This window comes from Sedimentibacter sp. zth1 (assembly GCF_017352195.1).
GTDB lineage: Bacteria > Bacillota > Clostridia > Tissierellales > Sedimentibacteraceae > UBA1535.
This window is the reverse complement of the sequence record NZ_CP071445.1, coordinates 2,713,797-2,739,495: the sequence shown is the minus strand read 5'-3', so window position 1 is coordinate 2,739,495 and position 25,699 is coordinate 2,713,797. Positions and strand designations below refer to the sequence as shown.

Sequence of the window (25,699 nt, the reverse complement as noted above, 5' to 3'; positions counted from 1 at the left end):
CTACACTCCCTTGTGCATTTTAACAATACCAATCTCCATCAAGTCAGCTTGAGTTCTAATAACGGGCATTACAACTTCACATTCATCACCAATTAACTCAGTCTTATCAGGTGCACAGAAAATCATCTGAAGATTCTGCTCCTTCATAAATCCAAGCATGATTTTGACATTAGTTGGATCCATTTTTGAAAATGGTTCATCAATAAAAACAAGTCTTGTTGAATTAAGTTTATCATTGTAAATCATCAACAATGCAGATAACAAAATTAGCATGTATGGAATCTGAACTTCAGCCCCTGAATTATAGCCAGACTGTTGTGAAAGCTTAGCTTTTCTGAGGACATCATTTGTAAGCAATATCTCGTATGTCATATAGTTACGATAATCAGCATAATGCTCGATTTGATCCTTATCATTGTTTTCAATAATTCGGTTGATAATATTTCGAATATTCTTTTCCAGTTCCTCTCCCTTATCATTTGAATATGATGTCAACGCATCCAATGTCATCTGTTCAGATGTAGTCCCTAGTTCCCCACATTCTTTTAAATACTTTGCATAATCAAGGATTTCTTCATAATCAGAACCATCCTTAACGTATTTCACATCAAATTCATACTTAGATTTAAATTTCAATCTTGCTAATTCAGCATTTATTAGTTTCAAATCGTTTCTTGCTGCTTCACAGGATTTGAGCACCATAAGTACAAATTCATTCTTGAAGATTTCTTCATATCGTCTAGTCTGCTCTTTTAACTTCTGCTGTATCTCCTGCAAATCATCCATCCAAATTCTTGATTTTCTTGCCTCATATTCCGCTCTGGACTTATCAGACATTGTCAAACGATTATCTACTGTCCTGGTAGCATTATATGAAGCTTGGGCTACTGTAAGCTTCTCACCTGCTTCTCTCAATGAACGTTCAGAACGTGCTCTATCCTTCAACGTGCCACCTGCACTGTCTGGTCCATTTGTGATATGCTTTTCATAATCTTCAATTGTCTTCGCATAGACAACATTATTTGTGGTTTCTAATTCTTTTAATTTACTTTCTATAGCACCAATACTGTCAGTCTTTTCCTTATGCTTGCTTTCATTCTCTTTATATTCCATCTGCATATTAGATTTGTCGCCACGAATAGCGTCACACTCTATATTTATAGCTTCAAGATCATTCTTGAGTCTTCCTACTTGTTCATCAAGCTCCATATACTCCAGATTATTCTTTTGTGCTTCTTTTAGGCGTTCTAAATCATCCTTTTTTTTAGTGAGCCCCATTAATGCTACATCATAAAGTCTACAAGCATCAAAATTATACTCTCCAAAAAGTTCCATAGCTGTTTCCATGTATGACTTCTTTGATTTTTTAAGCTGCAATCGTTCTTGAGATTCCTTATATTCGGTAAGCAAAGATTCCAATGCTTTTGTAGCTTTAATTCTATTAAGTTCTATTGTTTCCTGTCCTAAACAATAGAATTTAATCTTATCAAAACGCAGGAAGAAACTATCCATAGCAACTGATACCCTGCCCTCTTTTGATATAGCATTCTCGTAAATTTTAACCTTATCCTTAGTAGTTGCGTGAAAACGTCCAAGCTGATAATCAAAATATTGCTTTGCAACTGGATTCTTCACTTCAATAAAATGAACAATGGAATCTTCTTTAGGCGTAACCTCTTTTTTCATTAAAAGCTTTGTATTGAATAAATGGGCATATTTATTTTTTGAACCATTAAGCACATCATCAGCAATATTATAGTATTCAGGCTCAACAAGTATGGTATATCTACGTCTGCCAAGATAGCTTTCAATAGCATCACGCCATGACTCATCCGTTAACCCAATAACATATTCACAAGCAAAATAGGCTTCTGATTTTATACCTCTCTTTTCAAATTCTTTGTTAATCTCATTCTTTAACGCTACATAATCAGGTATTTCTGAAAATGTTGTCTTCTTGGAATTACTATCATTAATTACCTGCTGCCACTTGGATTGTTGTTTTTGATTTTCTTTTAAAGAATCCTCAGCTCTCGTTATTTCAGCAAGAAATTCATCTCTGTGCCTTTTGATTTCCTGTAATAGATAATCGATACTACTTTCTTTCTGAATCTTTGTAAAATTATCCAAAGTTAATGAAGACAATACATCCTGTTGTTCTATTCTAAAATTCTCTTCATAAAAAAAGGCTAACAATTCACTTACTCTGGTTTGGAATTCGTTAAGTGCACTCTTTTCTTTTTCAAGTTTTTCCTTTTCAGACTTAGCATTCTGTAAGGCCTGCTCAGCTTCGTCAATTGCCTTTGCACAGTCCATCGAACTTAAATTATCTTTTGCCTTATTATAATCCACACGTTGTTTTTTCTCACGAGTAGCGATAGCTTCAAGCTTTCTCTCATCTTCTGCAATCTGTCTAGTCGCAATATCCATTTTCCTTACTGCTTCTTCTATATCTTTTTTGCACTTCAATAAATGCTTATATGCAATTTTTACATTATCTGTAAAGATAACATTTTTAGCATTCTGCAAACCATTGAAAAGCTTAAGTATGTACTCAAGTTCTTTAATTTCAGCATCAATGGTTTCAAAATTCACATTCAATGAATCAATATTATTTTTTGCTTTTACCAGTTTGGAGAAATCAACTTTCTTCTTATCTAATACACTTTCCCTAATAAACTGATCAATCTTGGCATTGGGATCATAAGACATAATGCTCCGAAGTTTTCTTCGGAAAGAAGCTAACTGCTGTTCATTTAAACGCAGTCCTGTTCTCTGCATAAACTTAAGCATGCCCTCTTTTACATCCATCATTTTTACACCCAGAACCTTCTGCAATTCAGATGTACTATACGGAATAGTCTGACCATTTTCCTCATATGTATGGACAACACCCTCGAGTGTTTTATTCTCTACGACATATCTTCTAGTTACAAATCCGTTACTAGAGTCTGTGTCTATAACGGTTCCAAGGATAAAACTCTTTCCAAGTTCTACATCCTCCATTTCAAGCACAATATGGGTGTATACATTTGGCATTTGATCTGCCGGTCTCATATAAGTTCCTGCAGTTGCATCAAGCAATCCTCTTGTGTAAGAAGACACCGTTCTGCTTCCTTTATTCTCTGTAGATTTATTAAATACTGTGTCCCCATATAGTGCATATTTTATAGCGTCCAATAATACAGATTTACCATTTCCATTCTTACCTGCAATCAAAGTGAAGAAGCCTACAGGAACAGTAATCTGGCTAAATCCATACCAATTGATCAATCGAATCGATTTCAATATTATCATTCTACATCCTCCTCATCTTCTTCACTATCTGAAAACGGTTCTTGTATATCGTCCTCTGACTGGCTATTCTTCATATATTCTGAAGAAACCGTCTGAAACTGTGCAACATCCCAGCCAAACTGCAATGACGGATATAATGTAATGATTGCATCTTCCGACTTATCCTTTGGATTATATTCAACCAAATCATACTTCTTAAAAATCTTCATAGCAGCTGAAAGTTTATTACTATCCATATCTACTTCATATGCTTTTATTTTATCAATCAGATCCCCACGCATTACAACATTCTCATCGCTATAACCCAGGTTCTCCAAATACACCTCCCAAAGCACAAGTAGCAAATGATACTGCTCTGTTGTGAAAGTCACAACATTTGCTCGTTTTAACCCTACTACTTCTTCATCCGACTCATGAGGTTTCAGCATTGCAACTCTTACATTTGTATCTAATAACACATCAAATCCAATCATGCGCAGGTAATCTGAAATATCCTGTCTGTTTGATTCTCTTGATATAAATGTATATAATTTTTCATTCTTGTCGCCAACTATGAACGTTGAATCCAACAACTTACGGATGCAACGTTTGAACAATATGTTATTCTCTTCTTTTACGGAAATGTTTAATTTGATATCACTCATTTATTTCTTCCTCTTAATTCTTATATTGCTTATCGTTGCAGCTTCTGTTTCAATAGTTCCTTCCAAGACTTCGACCTCATATGGAAAATCTCCAGTTCCAGAATATATGACACTGGCCACCACCATCATAGCGTCATTCCTAGTTTTTACCATCGTCTCATCTGGTATTACACTTTCCTTACCTTCAAACATGCTATCAAAGTAACCTACAGCCTGCTTTACACCATACCGATCTGGATATTCATATAATAATTCTTCTGTAAGCCTTGCTTTATCTTCATAAGACAGTGAACTTGTAATAATTGCACCGCTCTTCGTATTCGGTTTGCGTTTCTTTCTACGTTTAATTGATTTTCTTCCAACATATTTATATGACTGCAAACCAAAACACTTAGATATGGAATCAATGATTATCTTCTTATCATCTGGATCAAAATCCTTGATTGTCATCAGCAAGTCATTCAAATATGTCTGCATATTAACATTATTGCTTAATACCATGAGAATTCTGGTTGAATACAGGCTGTAATAGTTATTGATCTTCTTATCAATGTAATCCATCTCTTTGACATAATCATAACTAATGAAGCTCTGCACCTCCGAAAGTTGACTATCTATTATTTCCCGAGCTACGATTTCATCTATATTATTTAAGTGCTGATATTCTTTAATTATATTCTCATAGACTTCTGTATTAGTGATCTGTCTAATCATCTTCTCAATTTCTGAAATATATCCAGGTATCAAACCATCCTTTTTTATAAAAAAATAATCATTAAAAAAAGAATCCATCATTTCGTCTTTGATAAGGAACTGTCCTAATTCATTGGTTTCTGTCATCTTTATAATCATGCGCATAATAGACCTGATGCTATCTTTAAGCACCAACAGTTCATTTTTCAAATCCGATACACTGTCCGTTACCGGAGCCAAAATATTGGAATATGGCCTATGTGTTCTTCCATGATCCTCAATAAATGCAGAATGCAAAATATCAAAAATTAAGAAAATATGGTTAGTCAAAGCAGCACTATTATCACGATTAAAGATTCTCTCAATAGAATCAATTATCTTCCTACAATAAGGCATAACCGTTGCAATATTGTCACCATTTCTTCCAATCTCACGTTCTGAAATCCAACCACAATGTCTGAAATATCTAAGAATCGCACTGGCGTTTTCAGTCTCTGATTTCTTACTACTAATAACTTTATCAGCATTGCCAGTATTATCTTCATCTTCCACTGCATAAGCACAGTTACGAAGATACAAAATCAAAGTATCCCTAGCATCAGTTTCGTAAAGAAGCGGAACAGCCTTAGACTTTTCAATGAGCTGCAAAATGCACTCATAATATATTCTTTTGTTCTTGCAACAAAGCGGATTGAAAAATCGATCATACTCCGCATTATCAAACAGTATCATTTTGCACCTCCTCTTGGTTATTTTCATTCATTACAATCCAACTATTTTTACGAAAATTCTGTGACATTTGCTTCAGTTAAATTTAATTTTTTTCTACCCATAAAAAAATACCTCACTTTAATTACATATTATATCCAAGTGAGGTATGTGTCAATCCAATATCAATTTTTCACATTATTTATTTTTTTGTCACGTTATTTATTTTCCATCAACAACTCCACCCTTGACATTAGCACAACCGCCTCCACATGCGGAGTCATAGGGAACATATCTACACATCTTACCTTTTTAACTTTGTAACCCGCATTTAAAAACTCTGGTAAATCCTTTGTCATTGATGTTGGTTTGCATGAGATGTATATGAATGTTTCTGGTTTATAGTCTATGATTTTCTTAAGAGCTTTAGGGTGGATACCTTCTCTTGGTGGATCTAAAACTATGATATCTGGTTTATTTGCTCCATCTATTTGTGTTAGTTCTCCAACTTTCTCAAGTACATCACCTGCTATAAATATACAATTGCCTATGTCATTTAAAAGTACATTTTCATTTGCTTTTTTTACTGCTTCTTCTACTATTTCTATGCCTATAACTTTTTTTGCATTAGTTGAAACTATCTGACCTATGGTTCCTGTTCCTGAGTACAGGTCATAAATTACTTTATCCTTTGTTTCTCCTATAAAATCTCTTACTACACTATACAGTTCTTCCGCTCCTAATGAGTTTGTTTGGAAGAATGAGAACGCTGATATATTAAATTTAAGTCCTAATATTTCTTCTTCTATTTTATCTTCACCATAAATTATATGCATTTGGTCTGCTTTAACTACATCCGCTACTGAATCTGTGATTGAATGAGCTATGCATTTTATTTGACCTTCAAGTTCTAAGGACATAATTGCTTCCACAAATTTTTCTCTGTCAAGATTACCTTGTGATGACGTTACTAAATTTAATAGTATATCTCCACTTTTAGCACATTTTCTAACTACTAGGTGTCTTAAAAAACCAATTTTTCTCATTTTATGATAGAATGTTTCACTGATTGATTGAAAATATTCTAACACTTTGTCTAATATAACTCTAAAGTCGTTATCTACTATTTGACATTTATCTACTGTAACTATTTCATAAAATCTGTTTTTTCGATGAAGTCCTAAAGTTAATGGTCCTCCCTTAACTGCATCACCAAATGAAAACTCCATCTTATTTCTATACTCTGTTTTTCTTGGGCTTTCTATGATTGGTAACATTTCATAGTCTGTTGTTACTTCATCTATGATATTTTTAACTTGATTTTGCTTAAGCTCTGTTTGCTTTTGATATGGAATTGTTTGATATAGACAGCCTCCACATATACCAAAGTGTTCACATATTGCTTCTTGTTCAAAATCAGCCTGTTTTACTACTTCAAAAAGTTTTGCTTCGATTTCATGTTTTTTGATTTTTGATACCTTTACATTTACTGTTTGCCCTAGTAATGCATTTTTTACTATAACTGTGTAATCCTCGTATTTTCCTACTGCTTTGTTTGGGAAAAGTACATTTTCTATTGTAATTTGTATTATATCGCCTTTTCTCATTGTTTTTCCTTTCAACTGTTTATGTATATTAATATTCTATATACTCTGGTCCTTTATCCTCTTCGTAAACTATTAGTTTATCCTTATTTTCAATATCTCTTGCTATTTTCTCAATAGGCATTTTCATGTATTTACCATGTGCTGTCGCTGCTACTTCACCATTGTTTAATAATATATAGCCCTCTGCTTCATATATTATTCTAGTATTTCTGGTTATCTTAGTTATTACCTTTAACTCTTCATTTAGAGGAATTGGTTTTTTATATTTTAGCATCAATTCTGCGGTTACACCCCATGTATCAGGTTCATGTATCATTATTGCTCTTCCCATTACTTCATCTAAAAGCGCGGCTGATACTCCACCATGTAGTCTATTCGGATAGCTTTGATGACAATCCTTTGCTATAAATATTCCTACTAATTCTTGTGTTTCCATCTCGTAAAATTTTACCTTTAAGCCTGCATCATTTAAAACACCACAAATGAAGCAATCCTTGCTTACATATTGTGTTTTCAAAACTTTATTTTTCATATATTCCACCTTTTATTTAATCAATATATCACACATTTTATCTATTGCATTCTTTATTTTTAAACCTGGTCTATTGTCAGCTAGATCTCCAACACAATGAATAAAACCATAAGCGGTATAGCTTTCATTTTTAACTAAATTGCATGGAACTGGGATACTAATCATTCCAAGATGTTGCCCAAATGTATTTATAGCTCTAAGGCACATATCTCCACCACCCTCAACCGTTCCAGCTGTAGTGTACGCAAATAGTTTCTTCCCATAAAAACTTGCATCTACCCAATATGGTGCAAATTCGTCCATAAATACTTTGATTTCAGCAGATACATTGCCAAAATACGTTGGAGAACCAATAATTATTATATCACTTTCTAATAACTTATTAAAATCATATATAGGCACATTGCTAATTTCTTTGGTAAATTCTTTTGCTGTTTCAAACATTTCTGATAGTTTTTCATAATCATCATCTTTTACCCTGAATAAGTTTACCTCTGCACCTTTACTTACAAAAGAATCATAAAAATTCTTCGCCATCAAATAATTGTTACCACAAACGCTGTGAAATACTACTGATACTTTTTTCATTCTTACTCCTTATCAAGTAATCCTACTAAATATTTTTCTACATCTATTCCTAAATCAAATTCTAATACTTTTTTCGCTACTTGTTCACATTCAGATTTTGAAAAACTTCTTATTATGTCTCTTGATTGTAAAATTGAAGAAGGACTCATACTAAATTCATTTAATCCCATACCTATTAACACAGGTATAAGTGTTGGTTCTCCTGCCATTTCTCCACACATTGCAACTTCAATATTGGCTTTATGTGCACTTTTTATAACATTATATATAAGCCTTAATAATGCTGGATGATATTGATTGTATAAATGATTTATTTTAGGATTAGTTCTATCTACAGCAAGAGTATATTGTATCAAATCATTTGTTCCAATACTAAAGAAATCTACTTCTTTTGCTAATACATCTGCTATAATTGCCGCTGATGGTATTTCAATCATTATACCTAGTTTTATATTATGATTTACTTCTATATTTTCACTTATTAATTCCTGCTTTGTCTCTTCGTAAAGCCTTTTTGCTCCCCTAAGCTCATTCAAGCTTGAAATCATAGGAAAAAGTATTTTTACATTACCGTAAGCACTTGCTCTAAGTATTGCTCTTAATTGTGTTTTAAATATATCCGTATTGTCTAAACATAGCCTTATTGCTCTATAACCAAGGAATGGATTCATTTCTTTTGGTATATTTAAATACGGTAAATCTTTGTCTCCACCTACATCAAGTGTTCTTATTACAACTGGTTTTCCTTGCATTTTAACAATTATTTCTTTGTATGCTTGGAATTGTTCTTCTTCAGATGGCACCTTGTTTCTCTCCATGTACAAAAACTCACTTCTAAATAAGCCTATACCTTCAGCATCATTTTGCAAGGCATATTTAACATCATTAAGTATACCTATGTTTGCTACTATATTTACTTTATAATTATCTTTAGTTTCAGATTTTAAGCCTATAAGATTTTTAAGTTTTTTTCTTTGTTCTTCTTCTTTAACACTTTTTTCTTCATAAAAGCTCTTAACTTTCTGTGTTGGATTGATGCTTATTTCTCCAGTAGAACCATCGCATATTATTTCATCTCCATCTTCTACTGAACTACATATTTTTTCAACACCAACAATTGTCGGGATTTCCATAGTTCTAGCAATGATTGCAGCATGTGATGTTCTTCCTCCTACTTCTACAATTATTGCATTGACTTTTTCTTTATCTATTTGTGATGTATCTGATGGAGTTAAATCCTCCGCTACTAGAACAGTGTTTTTTTCTATATTTGATATTTTTTTTGTCTTGATTCCTAATATTATTCTAGCAATTCTATACATCAAATCTTTTAAATCAAGTGCTCTTTCTTTTAAATATTCATCCTCTATATTTTCAAATAATTTTATATATTTACCTAATATTTCTACAAGTGCAAATTCAGCATTTACTTTTTCTTTTTCAATTTTTAAAGTAACTTCATTAAATACAGCATCATCATCTAAAATCATTTGATGTGCCATAAATATTTCAGCCTCTTTTTTTCCAACATTTTTTAACGTTATTTCATATATTTCATCAAGTTGATTTTTGCATTCTACTAATGCGTCTTCTAATTTTTTAACTTCTTCTAATGTATTTTCAACATTTCTTTTTTCTATATTTACGTCATTTTTTTCAGCCTTGAAAACTCTTCCAATTCCAATGCCTTGAGATACACCTATACCTTTCATTTTATACCTTTCTTGATTTAAATTTTAGTTAATTATGTTTTTATATCCGACAAGTTTTAAATCTTTGAAGATAAATTAGATAACAAAATAGTTTGTTCAGGAAAGCGATTACAGCTTTTATCATATTAATAAAACATGATAAAAGCGAATTTTTATAGTTTGAATACATATTATGAGAGTTTAAATTCTTTGCTTTTATTATGGATTTATCGTTGATATCATGTTGCTTTTTACACAAATAACATAAGAAATTGTGCATCATGATTTTCCTCCATAATGATTATTCTAAGAACAATTATATTCTTTTTTCAAAGGTTTTGCAATAATTTTATAGAATTGTGTATTAATAAAAAAATATTCTAAACATCGTATATATTGTACACAACGTTAGAATATTTTATTATAAAATTTTATCTTAATTTCATTTTATCTTATAGGACAAACTCCGCTTTCACAGCCTTCATTTCCTATATCTAGCTCTTCTTCTTTAATTTCATATCTTCCCAATAAAGAAGGAACAAATGGTTTCATTTCTTTTATTCGTTTATTATATTCTTCTTCTGTTATTGATTCATAAGGCATCAATTGATAGAAGCTATCATCTAATGATAAGAATGATAGTGCAACAACATCTTCCCAGTTATTCCATACCCATTCTTCAACTTCTTCCCACTCATTTGATCTAACATGTACTGTTATTGAACAGTTATGGTCAACATAGTTTTCCATAAATAGCTTATAATTTTCAAGCTGTTCTATCGCACTTACATCATATTTTGTTTTACCTTCAGGTGATTTGCAAGGGAATTCAACTACTTTTGTTGTACAAGTTTTTTCATCTTGTCCTACCTCAGGGAAAATTGGATATCCTAATTCTTTGCAAACCTTTAATAACGGATCATGCGCATTTATTCTTACCCTTCTAATATAATAAGGGGAATGTGAATAATGCACCCCGCTTGAAACTGTTGGTAATTGTGATAATGTTCCTTCTGGTTTTACTGTAGTTACTAATATTGGTGCTTTTTCACCAATTTGAATCGAATATTTTTTTGCTTCTTCTTCAGCAATACTTCTTAATTTTCTTAATAGCTTTGCCTGACCGTCAATATCAAGATTAACGGCATTCACCATATCCTGCCATCCTGTCAATGAACAACCTGTTAATTTGTCTCTTTGTTGAATTGTATCCCAATCTGGTAATTCTAATTCAACACAAGTCATTCTATATGCAGCTCTAACAGACAATTTTTGTGCTTGCAATATACCCTCTTCATCTAATGTATTATCAGGATTTACAAATGCAAATGCATTTAGTGTAGTTAAATTACAAAGTCCTTTTGAATCTAATAATATTTCACCACAAGGATTAACACCATTCATATTCTTTCTACGTTTTGCTCCAGCTATTTCATTAACCCAACCTGGCTCACCTGAGTATCTCATTTGTTCTATTTGCCAATGTAATTGAGATCTTGTAGGTTTTTCTTTATAATATATTGAATTATTGCTCATTTGTCTATGAATTATATCTTTGTCAACTATCCATTGACCGTCAATTTGTTTATATAATTTAGATTTTGCTTCTACACATTCCTTATCATTATAATCAATAAGCATAATTTCAGCAGTTCTTCTTACTCCACCAACCACAACATTTTCGCCTATGATATTTGCTATATCAAGACAATCAATAGATAATAATTTAAATCTATCTTTTCCTTCGATACTAGAACGTTTTTGAATTACTTTGTCTATTTTAGCAAACATACCTTTTAAGCTTTCATGTCCACTAGCTGTACCACCAAAAGTTTTTAATGTCTCTCCTTTTGGTCTTACATTGTCATAATTAATAACTATAGATGTAATATTTTTGTACTCTGTATTGCAAATTAGTTTTAAAAAGAAATCAAGTGCTTGAACCCAACCTTCTTTACTATCCCCAATAACAATCATCGCTGAATTATTTTTATAGAATTCAAGACTAGTATTATCTTCTCTATGTTCTTTGTCTATAGGAGTATATGCTTCATGTATTATCATGTAGTTACTTCTGATTTTTGGAAGCTTATTTACATCTTCTTTTAATATTCTTACTCCAACACCTGAACCAATCATCAATAAGTAAAATAAATCTCTGAATGCATGATAGTTATCTATAACCTCAAATGCACAGTTATAGTTTGCCATAGGATAATTATATGCTACTGGTGTTCCACCAACCCAAAAAGTTCTTCCTGAAAGGAATTGTCTTAGGTTAAATATATTGTCATACAATATTTCTGCTTCTTCCTTGGTTGTTGGTACTAAGCTACAGTTATATTCAACTGCTCTTCTTACTGTTTCCCACCAATACTCTCTTCTTCTTTCTTCATTTAACCATCTCGAATATGTTCGATAATATACAAAGTTACCCAACTGGTTCATTGGAGATTCTTTATGTTTGTATTTGCTCAAAAATTCTTCACTTAAAAGCTTTGTATCTTTTCTTTTCCTAGAATCTCTTGATTTATCTCTTTCATATCTATACAGTATGTATCTTTTTGCTACATCTTTTCTGCTACTATCCATAAGCTTATCTTCTACCATATCTTGTATAAGTTCAACAGGAACAGGATATTTTTTTAACTCTAATTCTTTTTCTATAGATTCTGATATCTCTTTAACGATACTTAAATCTACACCCTTTTTTGTTTCCTTCATTGCTTTATTAATGGCATTTTCAATTTTGTTAATATCAAAATCAGCTGAACTACCAGTTCTCTTTAGTATTTTTATCATTACCCACCTCAACCCTTTATAAAAGCTTGTTTTTTTATTATACTATATATTGTATCATCGTTTGGCTTTTTAGTCAAATATACACTACATATAGGGATAGCATTGATATTTCAATGTTATTTTTTTTAGTTCTTCGATAATATTAACTTAAAATAGTCAATTTTACACGTTTTTTTCATTGTAAACTTTTTCTACATAAAATATTAAATATATTTAATATTTTTATATTATCCTAGCCAATTTATAGTTTGCATTGTTTTTTTAAAACAGCTTGATTTTAGAAAATCGTCATCGTACTTTGATGAACACATCATTGGATGCCTGCTGATATATTTTGTACCACTAATAATATACTGAGATTTTTCTTCTGCTTGCTTGCCCCATAAAAACCAATTAATACTTGGATTTTTGCTTGATATATACCTTAGTAGCTCTTGACTAAAACTCTGCCATATTTTTATATGACTACCGGGTTTGCCTGCCTCTACGCTAAAATAAGTATTAAGTAGCATAACGCCTTGATTTTCCCAACATTTAAACAGTACATTAGGTTGCCTAATATTGAATTTGTTATCCCTTATTTGCTTTTGAATATTGGAAAATTTAAATATATCTTCATAATTTTCTATATTATTATAATTTTTATGTATTAATCTAACGATATTTTTGAGAGATACTTGTCTGAATTTTTGATTCCAATCATTTAAATCTCCAACCTCAAAGGCTCTACCAGTTGCTCTGCCTTTTTCAGGATAAGGATCTTGCCCTAATATTACTACTTTTATTTCATCTAAATTTAGATTTAAAAATCTAAGTACATTCTCTTTTTCAGGATTTATATTATCCCCTATTTCTTTTTCTATTTGATTTATCTCATTTATTCTTTCTTCTGTTAAAAACTCATTCCATGAAGAATGATAGCTATTTAATAATTTCATAGTTACCCCGTGTTTAATTATAATATCTAAAAAGCATAACATAATATATAAAAAAGTTCAATAAAACAAAATGCATATATAAGAACTATAAAACAAAATAGAAGCCTCAATGCTATATCATAAATTAGCATTGAAGCTTGATTTATTTTACTATTTTATTTTACAATAACTCTATGGAAAACTTTTTTACCTTTTTTAATCATAATACTATTTTCTTTAAAGTCTGCAAAAGTGATTACTTTAGTTATGTCTTCTACTACTACATCATCTACTCTTACACCTTTTTGTGTTATAAGTCTTCTTCCTTCGCTTTTTGATTTAATTAGGTTTAATTTTATTAGTAGGTCAATCACATTAATTCCTTCACCTATTTCTGATTTAGTAATTTCTGTTGTAGGAACATGTTCCATATCAACTCCACCAGCGAATAATGCTCTTGCTGCTGCTTGTGCTTTTGTAGCTTCTTCTTCTCCATGAACAATTTTAGTTATTTCGTAAGCCAAAACCTCTTTAGCACGGTTGATTTCAGAACCCTCTAATGCGCCTAAACTTCTAACTTCATCCATTGGTAAGAATGTTAATAATCCTAAACATTCTTCTACTTTTACATCCTCTATGTTTCTCCAGTATTGATAGAATTCGTATGGTGAAGTCTTTTCAGGATCTAACCACAAAGCACCACGCATAGTTTTACCCATTTTAACTCCTTCACTTGTAGTTAACAATTTAAATGTTAACCCAAATGCTGGCTTTTGTTCTTTTCTTCTTATAAGTTCAACACCACCTATGATGTTTGACCATTGGTCATTTCCACCTAGTTCCATAGTACAGTCATATAATTTATTTAATTTCCAGAAATCATATGATTGCATCAACATGTAGTTGAATTCAAAGAATGTTAGTCCTTTTTCCATCCTTTGTTTGTAACATTCAGCTGTAAGCATTCTGTTTACAGAAAAATGAACTCCTACATTTCTTAAAAAATCTACATAATTTAAATTTAATAACCAGTCTGCGTTGTTTGCGATTATTGCATTATCATTGTCAAAACTAATAAATCTAGATAATTGTTCTTGAAATCTTTTCGCATTATAATCTATTTTTTCTCTAGTCATAATATTTCTCATGTCTGATTTTCCTGATGGATCACCTATCATTGTAGTTCCTCCACCAAGTAAAGCTATAGGTCTATGCCCTGCTCTTTGCATATGCATCATAGCCATAATTGTTAAAAAGTGTCCTGCTGTCAAGCTATCTGCTGTAGCGTCAAACCCTATATAAAATGTCACTCTCTCTTTGCCTAGAGCTTCACGAATCTCATCTTCATGAGTGCATTGCTCAATAAATCCTCTTTCTTTTAATACGTCAAAAACATTTTGCTTTTCCATAAATACCTCCTATTATTAATTTACAAAAATAAAAAAACGGCTATCTCATCCTAAAGGACGAAATAACCGTGGTACCACCTTATTTTACACTCTATCAAGTGCCTCAGACTGAATAACGTTCAGTTACCCGCTATAGTTTCCTATAGATACTCCAGAATCGTATTTCATATTATTATACTATAAGCCTCGCACCAACCGACTTACTCTCTGAAAAGCATTAACAATATTACTTATTTCCTTCAAAGTATACTTTGTCTTCATTAATTAATTATTATGTATTATATTATTACACAATTTTTTAAATGTCAAGAAAACATTTTACTTTTTTTATTTATTTTTATATGTATAAGTTGTTATTTATTGTATATTTTAAGCTTTTTCTATTACATATATTATAATTATAAGTAAAATGTTCAATTTATTTTTGTAAATATTTATAAATATTACTGTATAAACAATAATATGAACATATTTAACATTTGTTCATATTATTGAGGGTTTATCTTTTATGGTATCCCCTGTATACTTTATTTATCGGGGGAAACGCAAATCAAGTTCCCTAAAATACAAAATTTCATAAGAAGGAGCGTGATTATATGAAGAATAAAGTGATAACTTTATCTTTACTAATTACAGCAATGTCAATTTTTCCAGCTTTCGGAAATACTAATGACAACTGCAATAGCAATGTATTGAATAACTTTAATTCAAACTGCTACATTCTGACGAAAGGAGTAGAAAGTAATAAAAACTGTGAAAATTTTTCTCAATCTAATTGTAATATAGACATTTTTAGTTTTATAAATAAATATATGACTGACAAATCTTGCAACAACAAATATATATCTATTTTAAACTCTTTAAAATCTAGATTTGGTCAAAAAAATGACAAGCCTAGCGTAACTACTCCAAACAATAATAAACCTAACATAACTGTTCCAAACAATAATAAACCTAACGTAACTGTTCCAAATAATAATAAACCTAGTGTAACTGTTCCGGAAAAAGACAAGCCTAGCATAACTATTCCGGAAAAAAACAAGCCTAGCATAACTGTTCCGGAAAAAGACAAGCCTAGCATAACTGTTCCGGAAAAAGACAAGCCTAGCATAACTGTTCCGGAAAAAGACAAGCCTAGCACTGAAAATACAAATACATCTGTTTCAAGCTTTGAAAAAAAAGTTGTTGAGCTTGTAAATGTTGAGAGAACAAAAAACGGTTTAACACCATTAAAACTTGATACTTCAATTTCAAATGTAGCAAGAATAAAATCAAAAGATATGGCTACTAACAATTATTTTAGTCATACATCGCCAACTTACGGTAGTGCTGGTAATATGCTAACAAAATACAATATTTCATACACAGCATGGGGCGAAAACATTGCAGCAGGACAAAGAACTCCCGAAGAGGTAGTAAATGCATGGATGAACTCTTCTGGACATAGAGCAAATATATTATCATCTACATTTACAAAAATAGGTGTTGGATACGCTACTAACTCTAGCGGAAAGGCATACTGGACACAAATGTTTACTAGATAAATTGTTAATAATTTATTCACATACAAAATATAATTGCTATAAAAAAATCCACAAATTATAAATATTTGTGGATTTTTTATTGTGTAAATAGGCCGTGCAAATAATTTTGTGTATTTAAATATTTCTATTTTTCTTTTTTAGGTTCTTTCATAAGGTATTTATCTACTGCTTTAACCATGTTGGTTGGTATTTCTCTTGGCACTGGAAATAAACATGCATTAACTGTTCTTTCACTAAATACTTTTATAAAATCTGTTAGATTTTTAAGATTATTCATTGACAATGTATTTAATACATCATTCCTGTTGTGTAATCCAGCTCCGCCTTTTGCAGCAAAACGTGCAAAACTTATAGCTGGAACTTTTTTATCTGCATATGGAGTTGAATCACTAGAATATACATCTTGTACAACTTTCATAGGAAAACCTATTTCTTTTGATAAATACTCTACCATGTTGCATAAGCTGTTATCTGCTGTAACAAATGCTCTATTTTGACCAAGAATTGGTCCAGCCATATCAACATTTACTGTCATAACTACATTTTTTAATTCATCTTCATGTATACTTGTATAGTATTTACTTCCTAGCAAGCCTCTTTCCTCAGAACCAAACCATATAAATTTTAAATTTCTTTTAGGTTGATTTTCTTTGAAATATCTAAGCAACTCCATTATTATAACAGAACCAGCACCATTATCATATACTCCTCTGCTAAATGGTACACTATCATAATGCGCTACAAAATGTATTTCTTCATCTTTATATGTACTTCCTTCTATCGATGCTATAACATTATGTGAATCACATTCTCCTTCTTCCTGAATGAGTGTCATCTTAACTTTTGCAGGAGATTGTTTAAGCATATCTAATGCATCATTTGCCCTAATTGTTACTCCCGGAATTTTACCATGCTTTAAATGTTTTGCTCTAAGCATTCTTGTTTCTAAATCTGTTTTATCTTCATCATCAAAAACACTACCGCTAAATGATATAAATCCTTTAACTCCAGCTTTAACAAGATTTTCATATGCTTTTACAGTAACTCTTTCATTTACTAGTACTATTTTATCTTTAGCATTGATTAGATTAACTTTGCTTGCATCCTCTACATATTCAAATTCACATTCCAAGCCATCTTCTATTGTACTCCCACTCATACCATAACCTGTTACTGTGTATTCCTTGTAAAATGGTTCTAACACTTCTAATTTTACTTTTGATATATTATAATATTCAACCTTAAAAGGTTCTAATTTAGCTTCTACCCCTATAGATTTTACTTCTTCCACTAATATATCTGCTGCCATTTTTTCTTCTTTACTACCACTTGTTCTAACAAATCCAATCTTTTTTAATAACTTGAATTCCCTTTCAGCACAAATATTCATATACTTTCCTCCATAGTTAATTTAGTATAATTAATAGTATCATGGTTTATAAGTAATTACAAATTATGTAATTTTACTTAACTCTTTAAGGTATCAAAAAATTTATATTCAATAATATTTTTTCTGTATCTAACAAGATATATTGCATACAAAATTTATTACTGTTATAATAAATTATTACATTTTGAAACGAGGCGCTAATATGTATAAAACAGGTATTTTTAATTGGTTCGGATATATTCTTCCTATTCAAGAGCGTTTAGAACTGATTAAAGAAGCTAATTTTGATTCTGTTATGTTATGGTGGGAAGATGAGACAATTCCTTATTTTGTAGATAAAATGAATTTTATTAGTCTCGCAAATAGTATTGGACTTGCAGTTGATAACGTTCATTTACCGTTTGAGGATACTAATTTATTATGGTCAGATAAAAAGAACGAAAGGAATAAAAAACTTACTACCGTTCTAACATGGTTATGTGATTGCAAAAAGTCAAACGTTCAAAAAGTGGTTATGCATACTAATGATTTAGAAAATATAAGCTTAAATTATAAAATGGGATTTGAATCTTTTAATGAGATTGTAAAGCTTGCTGAAGATATTGATTTAAATGTTGCAATAGAGAATACTAAACATTTTGAATATTCAAAATTTATACTTGACGAATTCAAATCACCAAAGCTTGGATTTTGCTATGATTCATCTCATGATTTTGTCAATGGACAAAGCAAAGGATTAATATTAAATCAATACAAAAATAGATTAATGTGTGTTCATTTATCTGACAATGATGGATTGAAAGATAGACATTGGTTACCGACAAAGGGTAGTATTGATTTTAAAAATATTATTAATATAATAAAAGAAACTTCCGTAGAAAGTTTCTCTATGGAAGTTTATCCTTATCTAAATGAAAAAAGTTTGTCACCAATAGAATTTTTAAATAAAGCAAATAATATCATAAAAAAAATCATTAGTTAATTTAGAACCTAATCTTCAAAATAAGCAATTGCCAAACAATTTGGACCTGTATGTGTTCCAATTACACTACCTATATCTCCTGTTATTATTTTAGCAGGTTTATATTTGTTTTTTACCATTTCTGTTAATTCTTTGCATGTTTCATAATCAGTAGAATGATATATTGTAATAGTTTTATTTTCAATATTTGCATTTTCATCTATCCACTCATTTATCCACGCCTTAACTTTATTTTTACCTCTTACCTTTGCTATAGCTTTAATTACGCCGTCTTTAACCTTTATAATTGGTTTTATATTTAATATAGTACCAATCGTTGCAGTTCCTTTCGACATACGTCCACCTTTTTCTAAATATTTAAGTGTACCAACTCCTGCTACAATAATCACTTTATTTTTAATTTCTTCTATTCTATTTACTATTTCTTTACAAGTGTGTTTTTGTTGCAACATTTTATGTGCTTCTTCAACCAATAAACAAGTTCCTAAGCTTGCAGTTCCTGAATCAATAATATGTATTTTATCAGATCCAATCATATTTTTAGCTATTTTTGCAGACTCACAGGTACCGCTAAATTTACTACTTAAAAATATTCCTATTATTTCATCATGTGATTCCAAAATATTTTCAAACACTTTAATAAACGCACCGGGAGAAACTTGTGATGTTGTTGGAAGTTTATCGCACGCTTGTAGTTTTTCAAAGAAATCAGCATTGCTTATTTCTATTTTATCTAAAAAGCTCTCGTTTTCAAAATTTACTGTTAATGGAACTACCTCAATATCATATTTCTTGATAATTTCATTTGATATATCCGATGTTGAATCCACTACTATTTTAATTGACATAGAAATCTCCTTTACTTTTATAATTAAATTATTTGATTATCAAAGTATATATTTAAAAAAATATTATCGACTTTCCTACATATATTTTTTATTAAAATGTCTTTCAATATTTCTTAATACATCAACTAATAAAAGCTGTTCCTCATCATTTAATCCTTCTATTACAGTATAAACCATATCTACATGAAAGCTATCATGTAATCGAAATGCTTCATCACCTTTTTCAGTTAGTTTAATTTTAACTACTCTTCTATCCGTTTCAGATCTTCTTCTCTCAACATATCCTTTTCTAATTAAGTTGTTGATTGCTATTGTCAACGTTCCCGATGTTACTTTTACATTTTTAGCTGTATCAGACATATTTCTTTCAGAACCAATACCAATATTTTCTATAATGTGAATCTCAGTTATTGATAAATCCTTAAAATCGCCACTACAAACACATTTTTCTTCGCTATCTAATATATTACGAAACAATCTAACCAATATATTATTTATAGATTCATGATTCTCCAATCTCTCACCTCAAATACTTTGATAATCAAATTATATATTAACAAGTTGACTATGTCAACAAAAAAAATGTTTTCTGTAAAATAAAAAAAAGCCATTAAAGGCTTCTTTTAGTAACTAATATTTTTCTATATCTTTTTTAGTTCCATAACATTCAACGACTGGGACAACAAACATAAATCCTAAACCCGGCTCTTCAAAGTTGTCTAATAAGCCCTTTATTTTATCAACTATACTTCTCTTTTTTTCTTCACTGTCCACTACAGTAAAAATAGTTTTATTATATGGTTTTCTTCCTTCAATTAGCTTTCTAACGTTAGCTAACATAGGAACATTCACATGGTGATTTAATAAAACATTACCCATACCTTGACTATCTATAGTTGTAGCACCTATTTCTTCTTCATAAAACAATTCATGAACTTCATCCAATTTGTATACATCATTTAAAACTAAAAATATAGCGTACATGGCATTTCTCCTATCTTTAGATTTTGTTTGTTAATTTAAAAATTATCTGCTTATACATATTCTAATTACTTTTTTTAATAATGTCAACTTGTTTTTCAATATATTCTAATTTTGTATATTATTATATTAGCATAATATATCTTTTTCACTAATTAGTTAGTAAAAGATACAGCAACACTCTTTTCATTTAACCAATTCAACATATCATTTATTACAGTATTTTTTTCTTTTTCATTAAATATCTCGTGATATAAATTATCGTATACTATTATAGATTTGTCAATTGATGCAATATTATTGTAAAAATTATGTGAACTTTTATAACTAATTATTTTATCATCTCTTCCGTGCAATATTAGACAATTGTATTTGTATTTGTTTGTGTTAGACTTTAAATCTTCCATTCCTGTAACAACAAATTGATTAAAAAACCTCATTGTTGCCTTAGAATGAATTAATGGGTCATTTTTATATTTTTGCACCACAGTCTTATCCCTAGATATTAAATCTGACATATCGTTTTTAATTCTTAATTGAGGACATATTTTATTTGCAATTTTTATAATTTTAATCAAAAAAGGATTTACCTGTAATGGTTGGTCTGTCGCTGCACCTGATAATATTTGACCGTTAAGCTTATTTGGATATTTTTCTCCGTATAGTGCTGTAATAAAGCCTCCCATACTGTGACCTAACATATAAATTGGAAGTTTATCATATTCTTGTTTTGCTTTATTAACTATAATATCTGCATCTTCTAAATAAACATTATAATTTTCTATATCTAAAATTTTTCCACCACTCTTGCCATGACCTCTAATATCAAATCTATAACATCCATACCCATTCTTATTTAAAACTTCCGCTACATAATCATATCTTTTTAAATGTTCTGCAAATCCATGTACAATAACAACTATACCCTTTGCATTGTCTGGAATATCTTTGCGATAAAAGATGTCTACATTATCATCTGTTTTGAGCATCAATTCTTCGTACATTTAATTTGTCCTCCTATATTAATTATATTAACTTATTTAATATTTATTTAATATTTATTTTTAATTTTTAAATTTTTTAACCTTTTCAACATACTAATTTCTAATTTTTTTCAAATTTCGTCTTTTTTCTTTTTATTTTTTCAGCAGCAATTACAACATAAGCAGTAATTGGAACACTTAATACAACACCTGTACTACCCGCAATACTTCTCACAATTTCTGTAGCTATATTATCCAAATTGATAATATCTAAGTAAGGAGTTTGATATGCCATAAACACCAATAATATTGGCAAAGCTGAGCCTGTGTAAGCAAGTATCAATGTATTTGTCATTGTTCCCATAACATCCTTCCCTACCTTTAAGCCAGAGTTAAATAGTTGTTTTAAGGAAATACCTTCATTATGCCTCATAATCTCATGCATAGATGACGTTACAGACATGCACATATCCATAGCAGCTCCAAGTGTTCCTATAATAATACCCGCAAACAATAATCCCCTAAAGTCAAAATCAATGTTTTGAGGCAAATGTATAAGCATTGTACCTTCAGTCATATCCATACCAGTAAGTCTTGCAAAATGCCCTATAACATATGCTAAAACTCCTGATATGACAACACTTATAGCAGTGCTTATAATAGCTGAAAACGACTTTTCATTAATTCCCGATATAATAAATAATGTTATAATTGTTATAAAAACACAACTAACTACCGAAATAATTATGGGATTGTATGCTTTTAATATCATAGGTATTGTAAACATAAATACTATTAATACTGTTATTGCTAATGTTATCAATGTTTTCAAGCCCTGCATCTTTCCAACTACAAGTATTGCCAATATAAATATTACTAAAAGTATATAAATTGATCTGTCTCTTTCGTAACTATTTATATATGCTTTTTTACTTCCATCCTCAAATTCATCAAATGACAAAATAACACGTTGACCTTTTTCAACTCTTATATCGCTTACTTTATTTCCTCCCAAATAGTTTTCTACCGTTACTATTTGTCCTTTATATTCACCTGTCAGTACTTTGAGTGTTACTATTTGAATCTCATCATATATAAAATTATCATCAAACTCATTGTCATTAGATAGAATATCTTGAGACTCCACCTCTAAAACTAATGCCTTTTCACTATATATATTATCAGAATTCATGCTTTCAACCATTTCTGCAAAAGCAAAAGTACCTAATGCAAACATCATTTGTAACATTATAACAATTATTATTACTTTTTTCATATTTACCTCTACTATTTATTTCTATATTTCAATATTTTCACCATAATTCAAAATTGTAGTAGTACATGATTTATTAAGATTTTTAAATTCATTTGGGTTAGCATTAATAACATCAAATGTATCATAATGCATTGGAATTACGTTTTTAGGCTTTATAAATTCAACCGCCTTGACAGCATCTCTAATATCCATTGTATAATTACCCCCTATTGGCAACATCGCTACATCGATTTTTTCATCTTTCAAAAGTTGCATATCCATTGTTAGTCCTGTATCTCCTGCATGATAAATAGTTTTTCCATCTATTTTCAATAAAAAGCCACATGGATTACCACCATCTATGATATTACCGTTATCATTTATACTTGAACCATGCAATGCTACTGTAAGTTTGACAGTACCAAAATCAAATTTATATCTTCCACCTATATGCATAGCATGTGTATGAACTCCTTTATTATTTAAATAACTTGATATTTCTGCATTTGTTATAACTAAAGCATTGTTTTTCTTTGCTAATTCTACACAATCCCCAATGTGATCTCCATGCCCATGTGTTATAAATATATGTGTTAATCCTTTAATATCATCCAAAAGTCCAGTATAAAACGGGTTGTTAGTTATATATGGATCTATAATACATTTGAAACTGTCGTTTTTAATAATGAATACAGAATGTCCTAAATATTGTATTTTCATATGGTTTTCCTCTCTTCCCTTTTTATAATTATATAATTTAAAGTAATAAAATACAAGTACTCCATAACTAATTTACAAACAAAAAGTACATTCGATATTAAGAATAAATAATATCAAATGTACTCTATTTTTTCTAAATCAAAATTTATACTATGCCTCAGATGTTGCTTGATCAACTAATTTAAACTTACCAACTTCATCTTTCAAAGTACTTGCTTGACTTGCCAATTCTTCGCTTGCAGCAGCACTTTCTTCCGCAGTTGCTGAGTTTGTTTGTACAACAGCAGAAATTTGCTCAACTCCGTCTACAACATTTTCAACAGATTTCATTTGTTCATTTGATGCTACCACTATTTGATTAATATATTCTGTTGACTGTTTAGTTCCTTTAACTATTGCATTTAAAGCTTTTGCAGTTTCATCTGCTAATTTTGTACCTTTGTCAATTGCTTTTATAGTATTGCTAATCAACGTTGTTGTATTTTCAGCTGATTCAGCACTTTTACCTGCTAACACACCAACTTCATTTGCTACTACTGCAAAACCTCTTCCGGCGCTTCCTGCTCTTGCAGCTTCAACGGCAGCATTTAAAGCAAGTATATTTGTTTGGAAAGCAATATCATCAATATTTTTAACTATTTTACTAATTTGACTAGAAACATCTGATATTTCATCCATTGATTCCAGCATTTTTTGCATTAACTCATATCCTCTTTCAACCTCTTGTTGTACTTCACTACTAAATTTGCTTGCATTTTCCGCATTTTCAGTATTGTTTTTAACTTCTTTTGAAATAATATTTATTGAAGAAGATAATGTTTCAATAGCACCTGCTTGTTGAATTGAACCTGTCGACAATACTTGAGATCCACTTGCTACTTGCTCTGCTCCACTTGAAACTTGTTCTGATGATTCATTTATCATATATAACGAATCACTTAATTCTTGAGCTATTTTTTTGACTGATTCTTGTATAGGTGCAAAATCGCCTGCATAATCAATATAAAATTCGACTTGCATATCTCCTGTTGCAATTTGTTCTAACACATTAGAAATGCTATTAATATAATTTGACAATGTTTCAGTTGTTTTATTTAAGTTATTTGATAATTTTCCTAATTCATCTTTGCTATTATAATCTATTTTAGTATCCAACTTACCTACAGCCATATCTGCTGCAACTTTTTGAATTTGCTTAACAGGTTTAACTATATTTCTGGTAATTACTAAAATTGCAAATATAGCAATTATAAATCCACCTACAAAGAATGCTCCTATAAGTAGTATCGATTTTATAAATAATGACTTACTTTCATTTATTGTAGTGTTAATTTTGTCATCTACGGCATTTTCAATTTTTTCTAGTGCTAATGATGCTTCATCAATTTGCGGTAAATAATCTGCATTAAGTATATTAGCTGCGCTCTTTCCGTTGCTTTTTGCTAATGTCATTATAGTTTTTTTAGATGATTCAGACTTATCCAATACAGCTATAAACTCAGTTATCAAATTTTCATCCCCATCAAACTTAGTTTGTATTGTACTTACAGCATCATTCAAAGTATCTGAATTATCATTTACATTTGTTATGTACTGTTCTGGTTTATCTCTAGTACTTATCATTCTAAGCATGTTACTCTCTATACCTGAAAGAGCATTTCTAGCTTCAATACACGAATTTGATACAGAATATAACCCATCATAAAAATCACTTAATGAATTAGTTATACTTCTAATATTAACCAATGAAGCTCCTACAGTAATTGCAAAAAATAATAGCACTAATGTAAATCCAACAAATAATTTTTTACCAACATTTAAATTTCTGAAACCCTGTGCAAAAGATTTTGTACTTTTATTAGATTTGTCACTCATAGATTTAACTTCTTTTACTTTGAACTCTTTAATTTTAACTTTTTTTTCTTTGTTATTTTTAAAAATATTGTTCGCCATATCATCACTCCTCAAAATTAGATACAATGTAAAAAAATTTATTATTTATATTTATTTCTATTATATAATATCATTGTAAAAGTGTAATGTCAATAATTGTTACATATTGTAATAAATAACTTGAAAATTTTCAAAAATAAATTCTATTGAAATAT

20 protein-coding genes and 1 other annotated feature are annotated in these 25,699 nt (G+C 30.1%); of the genes, 2 read left to right on the top strand and 18 right to left on the bottom strand.

What is annotated here, in order from left to right; genetic code table 11:
* The 10 genes from JYG23_RS13050 to tyrS form a co-directional block, all read right to left on the bottom strand.
* Positions 1 to 3,297, bottom strand: a complete 3,297-nt coding sequence (locus JYG23_RS13050) for an SbcC/MukB-like Walker B domain-containing protein (RefSeq protein WP_207236124.1) — start codon at positions 3,295 to 3,297, stop codon at positions 1 to 3.
* The gene (locus JYG23_RS13045) at positions 3,294 to 3,941 is read right to left on the bottom strand and encodes a DUF4194 domain-containing protein (protein WP_207236123.1); all 648 of its coding nucleotides are present in this window, start codon (positions 3,939 to 3,941) and stop codon (positions 3,294 to 3,296) included. Before JYG23_RS13045 ends, JYG23_RS13050 begins: the two co-directional genes overlap by 4 nt.
* On the bottom strand, positions 3,942 to 5,366 hold the full coding sequence (locus tag JYG23_RS13040; protein ID WP_207236122.1) for a Wadjet anti-phage system protein JetA family protein: 1,425 nt from the start codon (positions 5,364 to 5,366) through the stop codon (positions 3,942 to 3,944). It lies immediately after the preceding gene.
* Between the two features lie 194 nt (positions 5,367 to 5,560).
* Positions 5,561 to 6,949 carry a 23S rRNA (uracil(1939)-C(5))-methyltransferase RlmD gene (rlmD, locus tag JYG23_RS13035; RefSeq protein WP_207236121.1) on the bottom strand — a complete coding sequence of 463 codons (1,389 nt, stop codon included), beginning with the start codon at positions 6,947 to 6,949 and terminating at the stop codon, positions 5,561 to 5,563.
* A gap of 28 nt (positions 6,950 to 6,977) precedes the next feature.
* Complete coding sequence (locus tag JYG23_RS13030) at positions 6,978 to 7,481, bottom strand: PaaI family thioesterase (RefSeq protein ID WP_207236120.1); 504 nt, start codon at positions 7,479 to 7,481, stop codon at positions 6,978 to 6,980.
* 12 nt (positions 7,482 to 7,493) lie between these two features.
* Entirely contained in the window at positions 7,494 to 8,069 is a 576-nt protein-coding gene (locus JYG23_RS13025; RefSeq protein WP_207236119.1) for a flavodoxin family protein, read from the bottom strand.
* Positions 8,070 to 8,071: 2 nt separating this feature from the next.
* Positions 8,072 to 9,781 (bottom strand): phosphoenolpyruvate--protein phosphotransferase, encoded by a 1,710-nt coding sequence (ptsP, locus tag JYG23_RS13020; protein ID WP_207236118.1) that lies wholly within the window; start codon positions 9,779 to 9,781, stop codon positions 8,072 to 8,074.
* A gap of 426 nt (positions 9,782 to 10,207) precedes the next feature.
* Positions 10,208 to 12,562 (bottom strand): ribonucleoside-triphosphate reductase, adenosylcobalamin-dependent, encoded by a 2,355-nt coding sequence (gene nrdJ, locus JYG23_RS13015; protein WP_207236117.1) that lies wholly within the window; start codon positions 12,560 to 12,562, stop codon positions 10,208 to 10,210.
* A gap of 227 nt (positions 12,563 to 12,789) precedes the next feature.
* Entirely contained in the window at positions 12,790 to 13,500 is a 711-nt protein-coding gene (locus tag JYG23_RS13010; protein ID WP_207236116.1) for a uracil-DNA glycosylase, read from the bottom strand.
* Between the two features lie 155 nt (positions 13,501 to 13,655).
* Positions 13,656 to 14,888: a tyrosine--tRNA ligase gene (gene tyrS / locus JYG23_RS13005; RefSeq protein WP_207236115.1), complete on the bottom strand. Its 1,233-nt coding sequence runs from the start codon at positions 14,886 to 14,888 to the stop codon at positions 13,656 to 13,658.
* Positions 14,889 to 14,938: 50 nt separating this feature from the next.
* Positions 14,939 to 15,140: a binding site (T-box leader), on the bottom strand.
* A gap of 344 nt (positions 15,141 to 15,484) precedes the next feature.
* Here tyrS and JYG23_RS15180 point away from each other — a divergent pair.
* Positions 15,485 to 16,432 carry a CAP domain-containing protein gene (locus JYG23_RS15180; RefSeq protein WP_371818604.1) on the top strand — a complete coding sequence of 316 codons (948 nt, stop codon included), beginning with the start codon at positions 15,485 to 15,487 and terminating at the stop codon, positions 16,430 to 16,432.
* A gap of 124 nt (positions 16,433 to 16,556) precedes the next feature.
* On the opposite strand, the gene JYG23_RS12995 is transcribed toward JYG23_RS15180, so the two are convergent.
* Positions 16,557 to 17,822: a M28 family metallopeptidase gene (locus JYG23_RS12995; RefSeq protein ID WP_207236114.1), complete on the bottom strand. Its 1,266-nt coding sequence runs from the start codon at positions 17,820 to 17,822 to the stop codon at positions 16,557 to 16,559.
* 202 nt (positions 17,823 to 18,024) lie between these two features.
* Here JYG23_RS12995 and JYG23_RS12990 point away from each other — a divergent pair, with 202 nt between their 5' ends.
* The gene (locus JYG23_RS12990) at positions 18,025 to 18,804 is read left to right on the top strand and encodes a sugar phosphate isomerase/epimerase (protein WP_207236113.1); all 780 of its coding nucleotides are present in this window, start codon (positions 18,025 to 18,027) and stop codon (positions 18,802 to 18,804) included.
* A gap of 8 nt (positions 18,805 to 18,812) precedes the next feature.
* On the opposite strand, the gene JYG23_RS12985 is transcribed toward JYG23_RS12990, so the two are convergent.
* The 7 genes from JYG23_RS12985 to JYG23_RS12955 form a co-directional block, all read right to left on the bottom strand.
* The gene (locus tag JYG23_RS12985; RefSeq protein ID WP_207236112.1) at positions 18,813 to 19,652 is read right to left on the bottom strand and encodes a DegV family protein; all 840 of its coding nucleotides are present in this window, start codon (positions 19,650 to 19,652) and stop codon (positions 18,813 to 18,815) included.
* Between the two features lie 75 nt (positions 19,653 to 19,727).
* Complete coding sequence (locus tag JYG23_RS12980; protein WP_207236111.1) at positions 19,728 to 20,168, bottom strand: MarR family winged helix-turn-helix transcriptional regulator; 441 nt, start codon at positions 20,166 to 20,168, stop codon at positions 19,728 to 19,730.
* A gap of 114 nt (positions 20,169 to 20,282) precedes the next feature.
* Positions 20,283 to 20,636 (bottom strand): hypothetical protein, encoded by a 354-nt coding sequence (locus tag JYG23_RS12975; RefSeq protein ID WP_207236110.1) that lies wholly within the window; start codon positions 20,634 to 20,636, stop codon positions 20,283 to 20,285.
* A 152-nt stretch (positions 20,637 to 20,788) separates the two neighbouring features.
* On the bottom strand, positions 20,789 to 21,637 hold the full coding sequence (locus tag JYG23_RS12970) for an alpha/beta hydrolase (RefSeq protein WP_207236109.1): 849 nt from the start codon (positions 21,635 to 21,637) through the stop codon (positions 20,789 to 20,791).
* Positions 21,638 to 21,737: 100 nt separating this feature from the next.
* On the bottom strand, positions 21,738 to 22,892 hold the full coding sequence (locus tag JYG23_RS12965) for a YibE/F family protein (protein WP_207236108.1): 1,155 nt from the start codon (positions 22,890 to 22,892) through the stop codon (positions 21,738 to 21,740).
* Between the two features lie 21 nt (positions 22,893 to 22,913).
* Positions 22,914 to 23,591 (bottom strand): metal-dependent hydrolase, encoded by a 678-nt coding sequence (locus tag JYG23_RS12960; protein ID WP_207236107.1) that lies wholly within the window; start codon positions 23,589 to 23,591, stop codon positions 22,914 to 22,916.
* A 150-nt stretch (positions 23,592 to 23,741) separates the two neighbouring features.
* The gene (locus tag JYG23_RS12955) at positions 23,742 to 25,544 is read right to left on the bottom strand and encodes a methyl-accepting chemotaxis protein (RefSeq protein ID WP_207236106.1); all 1,803 of its coding nucleotides are present in this window, start codon (positions 25,542 to 25,544) and stop codon (positions 23,742 to 23,744) included.
* Positions 25,545 to 25,699 lie beyond the last annotated feature (155 nt).